Below are 5,396 nucleotides of genomic sequence, written 5' to 3'. Positions count from 1 at the left end.
AACGTGTGGCTTATTACGTTCGAACTTAGCCTTAGCCATGAGATCTTCCTTTTTGAACTGCTCATGCAGGATCACTGCATGAGCGCTTGGTTTTTAACTATGAATTAGTTTGGGCTTATAGTAATCGAAAGATTACTCGTCGTCACCTTTTTTACCGCCAGACTGGAACTTAGAAATGATGCCGTCAGCCACGTTACGTGGAGTTTCAGCATATTTAGCAAATTCCATAGAGTAAGTCGCACGACCTTGAGACATAGAACGCATATGAGTTGCGTAACCAAACATCTCAGCAAGTGGAACTTCAGCTTTAATTGCTTTAGTACCACCAGGTAAATCGTCCATACCCTGAACCATACCACGACGACGGTTTAAGTCACCCATGATATCGCCCATGTAGTCTTCTGGAGTTTCTACTTCAACTTTCATGATAGGTTCAAGAAGAACAGGATCTGCTTTCATGAAACCGTCACGGAAGGCATAAGAACCAGCCATCTTGAACGATAATTCGTCAGAGTCGACATCATGGTAAGAACCGTCGAACAATGTCGCTTTGATGCCAACTACTGGATAACCAGCAAGGACACCATTCTTCATACGTTCTTGGATACCTTTGTCAACTGCACCGAAGAATTCTTTAGGTACCACACCACCTACAACTTCTTCAGCGAATTCGTATTCTTTACCAGCTTCAGGATCAAGCGGTTCTAAACGTACGTATACGTGACCGAATTTACCTTTACCACCAGTTTGACGTACGAACTTACCTTCTTGCTCAACAGTCTTTTTGATTGTTTCGCGGTAAGCAACCATTGGTTTACCAATGTTCGCTTCAACGTTGAATTCACGTTTCATACGGTCAACGATGATGTCAAGGTGAAGCTCACCCATACCAGCAATAATGGTTTGACCAGATTCTTCGTCAGTACGAACGCGGAATGATGGATCTTCCTTAGCCAAACGACCTAAAGCGATAGACATTTTTTCTTGGTCAGCTTTAGTTTTTGGTTCAACAGCCAATGCAATTACTGGCTCTGGGAATTCCATACGTTCTAGAGTAATGATGTTTTTCTCATCACATAGTGTATCACCAGTAGTTACGTCTTTAAGACCTACACACGCAGCGATGTCACCAGCACGGATTTCTTCAACGTCTTGACGATCGTTCGCGTGCATTTGCACGATACGGCCGATACGTTCACGTTTAGATTTCACTGGGTTATAAACAGAATCACCTTGTTTAAGAACACCAGAGTAAACACGTACGAAAGTTAAGTTACCTACGAATTTATCGTTCATGATTTTGAACGCTAACGCAGAAAACGGTTCTTCGTCAGATGCTTCACGAGTCGCTTTAGTTTCAGCTTTGTCGTCAAGGATACCTTCGATCGCTTTAACTTCTGTAGGTGATGGCAAGAATTCAATTACTGCGTCCAACATACGTTGAACACCTTTGTTTTTGAACGCTGTACCACAAAGCATTGGTTGAATTTCACAAGCCAATGTTTGAACACGTAGACCAGCAACAATTTGTTCTTTAGTCAAATCGCCATTGTTCAGGTATTCGTCCATTAATTCCTCAGAAGCTTCAGCAGCAGCTTCAACCATGTTTGTACGCCATTCTTCAGCAGTTTCTTGAAGATCAGCAGGGATTTCGCCGTACTCGAACTTCATACCTTGTGAAGCTTCGTCCCAAATGATCGCTTTCATTTCGATCAGGTCGATAACGCCTTGGAAGTTTTCTTCAGCGCCAACAGGGATTACTACAGGCACAGGGTGCGCACCAAGACGTGTTTTCATTTGTTCAACAACACGGAAGAAGTTGGCACCAGTACGGTCCATCTTGTTCACGAATGCTAAACGAGGCACTTGGTATTTGTTAGCTTGACGCCATACAGTTTCAGACTGAGGTTGTACACCACCTACAGCACAGTAAACCATACATGCACCATCAAGAACACGCATAGAACGCTCAACTTCGATTGTGAAGTCAACGTGTCCCGGGGTATCAATTACGTTGATACGGTGTTCTGGGAACTGCTTAGACATACCTGACCAGAATGTAGTGGTAGCAGCAGAAGTAATGGTAATACCACGTTCTTGCTCTTGCTCCATCCAGTCCATTGTTGCTGCACCATCATGTACTTCACCAATTTTGTGAGATACACCTGTGTAGAACAAGATACGTTCAGTAGTTGTGGTCTTACCCGCATCGATGTGCGCAGAAATACCAATATTACGATAACGAGAAATTGGGGTTTGACGAGCCATGATTTCTTGCATTCCTAAATTTTGTTGTTTAAAACAGGACGCTTTAAGCTGCTGGGCAGCTTAAAGCGATTCGATGACAAAACAGCGAAAACTGGCTCATCATCCTCCTGAATAGGGGCTGTTTTAACCGCTTAGAAGCGATAGTGAGAGAAGGCTTTGTTGGCTTCAGCCATACGGTGCACATCTTCACGTTTTTTAACCGCTGCGCCTTTACCTTCAGCTGCATCAAGCAACTCGCCAGCAAGACGTAAAGCCATAGTTTTTTCAGAACGCTTAGCAGCAGCATCTACTAACCAACGCATAGCCAAGGCAGTACGACGGGATGGGCGCACTTCCATAGGTACCTGGTATGTAGCACCACCAACACGGCGTGCTTTTACTTCGACCATAGGACGAACTTTTTCAAGAGTAGTCTCGAAAAATTCAACTGGGTCTACTTTAGATTTTTCTTGAACGCGGTCTAAAGCACCGTAAACGATACTTTCAGCAATAGATTTTTTACCATCTTGCATTACGTGGTTCATGAATTTAGCGATTGTTTGGCTGCTGAACTTAGGATCCGGAAGGATTTCACGAGCAGCGACTACGCGACGTCTTGGCATTTTAAAACTACCTATAAATATGACACTTCAGGTTAATCCAGCAGTAGCACAAAGTGTCGTGTGCATTCGCTGGCCTTACTACACGTCGCTTGAATTTTCACAAAATTAAATGCAGAAATCAGACAAGCGAGACGATAAAGGATTGCAGTTCTAGCGAACTAAGAGCTTAATCTCGAAAGATTATTTCTTAGGACGTTTAGTACCGTATTTAGAACGAGCTTGGTTACGATCTTTAACACCAGCACAGTCTAAAGAACCACGAACGGTATGGTAACGTACACCTGGTAAGTCTTTAACACGACCACCACGGATAAGAACAACACTATGCTCTTGCAGGTTATGGCCTTCACCACCGATGTAGCTAGAAACTTCGAAACCTGAAGTTAAGCGAACACGGCAAACTTTACGCATTGCTGAGTTAGGTTTTTTAGGTGTAGTTGTGTAAACACGTGTACAAACACCACGGCGCTGTGGACAAGCCTTCAACGCAGGAACTTTAGATTTTTCAACTAAAGTCGTACGACCCTTACGGATCAACTGATTTGTTGTTGCCATGTGGCAATTCTCCCGTTAATAAAAAGCCCCAAAAAAATACTACTTTTTGAGGGCATGCAATTGTATGTCAAGATGCAAAATCGGTCAATATGCCGGAGTCAGGCAAAACACGATCTCATCTCGACTTTAAGCGTTTATTTTATGGTGAAAATCACTTATTTTTTCGATTTCGTAGCAGCATTTTTTGTAACATCTTCCGTAGTTTCCTCAGCTTGCGTTTGTTTGTCTGCAGTCTCTGAGTTTTCTGGATTGTTTGTATCCGTCTCTTCTTCAGCGGCTGCCTGTAACATTTCTGTGTCATTTTCCTGCAAGCCGAGCTCTTCTTCTAGGGCTGCATCTGCATCAAAAGAATCTTTTGGAATAGCCGGTTTTTGTTCCTGTTTAGCGTCGGCATGTTCAACCAGTTTATCGGTCAATTCATCCAGGCCTTCACTGACTTTTTCATCTTTTTTCACTTCAGCTTCTTCCGGGCTTAAACTTTCCTGATCCTTCTTAACCAGTTTGACCTGCTTGATGGTTTGATTGCCTTCAATTGGGATTTCTTTATCCAGAATTGGCTTATCTTTATCAGCGGCTGAATGATCAAGATTTTCCATCAGCTTCGGGGTCGCCTGCTGGAGCAGGTCAACGGCTTTTTCATAGGCAGCATATGGCGACAAACCTAGATCCTGATGCTGCTGCAAATACTGACGAGCATGCGAGAATACTTCTTGAGCTTTCTGGTTCACATCATTCACAAAGCGATGGCTATAGACTGCACCAATCCCTGCACTTGCCAATGGAGTCAGTTTGGTTAGCTGCTCTAATAAAGACAGTTTCGGAAAATGGTTCATCCATTCCCACTTCATGCTGCCATCCTGATTACTGAGCCATTTTTTCAGTGTTTCTATATCATTGCTTGACCCGAGCATGGTCTGTAGCTGGGACAGGTCATGTGTCTTTAAGGTACTGCTCAGCGCTTTAAGCCCCATTAAGAGTGCTTGTTTTTCTGCAATCAGACTGAGATCAATTTGTCTAAAGATATGCTGTACGATTTCCTGATCATCTTCCTTGCTCAGATCAAAACCATAAGAACGTCCTACTTGATAGATGGTACGCAGTGCCATCAATAAAGAAGCTGGAATATCAATCGCGGTTCCCAATACGCCAGTGACGCCACTTACAGCACCTTGTACTGTCGCCATCCATTTATTTTGTTCGGCAAATGCCTGAGAAATGCGTTGTGAACGCGTAGTATCCTGAGTCAGTTCTTCTAGATCCTTCGCCCCTGCTTCATTCAGGATGGCATCAACCGAACTCATCTGGTTGCTGAACTGATTCAGGTGATTATAAAAGTAGTCAGATACTTTGTCGGCCAACTGGGGAGAAACAAAATGCGCGACATTATTCACGGTATTAAAACGACGGCCCAGCAGCTGACGGGAAACATTTGGAAGATGTTCGCGTAGCATGTCTTTAGGATTTTCATATTTTTTTGAAGCAAAAGGGCTTTTGACTTTTGCCGAGCCATCAACAGCATGATCGGTATTGAAGGTTTTAGTCACAGAATCTGGTGCAACATGATTTAACAGTTCCAAACCTGTTGAACTGAACTTTTTCGCCACTCCAAAGGCATTCGAAATCAGACCATTAGATTGTTTATTATTAGCATTTACCATTTTTTACCTCAGCATGCACGTGCTTGTATTTGGTATAAATACTAGGTGTAGTCAGCATTTATCTCAACCTTATTCTGTTTCATTTAGTAAAAGCTCTACACAGTACTTTATAAACTCAACCTACTGTCACACGGCATAACATTTGCCATAAGATTTCAAAAATCTTTCTGCTATGATGTTCTGCATTGTGAAATAGGGGTCAGCGCTATATTTTGCTGTCTTATCAACGCCAAATATCTCCCGCTGCCCCAGAGATAAACTATAAGGATCTGTAGATGAAACGTGTTGTCATCACTGGTATGGGTATTAACTC

General features: G+C 42.9%; 4 protein-coding genes. All 4 read right to left on the bottom strand.

The features are described 5' to 3' along the window. Window positions 1-132: 132 nt before the first annotated feature. Entirely contained in the window at window positions 133-2,268 is a 2,136-nt protein-coding gene (fusA, locus tag B4J23_RS10320) for an elongation factor G (RefSeq protein ID WP_262735712.1), read from the bottom strand. 131 nt (window positions 2,269-2,399) lie between these two features. Then, complete coding sequence (rpsG, locus tag B4J23_RS10315; protein ID WP_004783282.1) at window positions 2,400-2,870, bottom strand: 30S ribosomal protein S7; 471 nt, start codon at window positions 2,868-2,870, stop codon at window positions 2,400-2,402. A 180-nt stretch (window positions 2,871-3,050) separates the two neighbouring features. Beyond that, a complete protein-coding gene (gene rpsL / locus B4J23_RS10310) occupies window positions 3,051-3,425 on the bottom strand; it encodes a 30S ribosomal protein S12 (RefSeq protein ID WP_004783283.1) in 375 nt (124 codons plus the stop codon). A 155-nt stretch (window positions 3,426-3,580) separates the two neighbouring features. Continuing rightward, entirely contained in the window at window positions 3,581-5,083 is a 1,503-nt protein-coding gene (locus B4J23_RS10305) for an EcsC family protein (protein WP_291360460.1), read from the bottom strand. Window positions 5,084-5,396 lie beyond the last annotated feature (313 nt).

It is taken from the genome of Acinetobacter sp. UBA3025 (assembly GCF_002367915.1).
In the GTDB taxonomy this organism is placed as follows: Bacteria; Pseudomonadota; Gammaproteobacteria; order Pseudomonadales; family Moraxellaceae; genus Acinetobacter.
The sequence above is the reverse complement of the archived record's forward strand: the minus strand, read 5'-3'. Positions and strand labels throughout refer to the sequence as shown.

Excerpts from the sequence above, each read along its gene's own strand:
- fusA (WP_262735712.1), bottom strand. The coding sequence starts at position 2,268 with ATGGCTCGTCAAACCCCAATTTCTCGTTATCGTAATATTGGTATTTCT.
- rpsG (WP_004783282.1), bottom strand. The coding sequence starts at position 2,870 with ATGCCAAGACGTCGCGTAGTCGCTGCTCGTGAAATCCTTCCGGATCCT.
- rpsL (WP_004783283.1), bottom strand. The coding sequence starts at position 3,425 with ATGGCAACAACAAATCAGTTGATCCGTAAGGGTCGTACGACTTTAGTT.
- B4J23_RS10305 (WP_291360460.1), bottom strand. The coding sequence starts at position 5,083 with ATGGTAAATGCTAATAATAAACAATCTAATGGTCTGATTTCGAATGCC.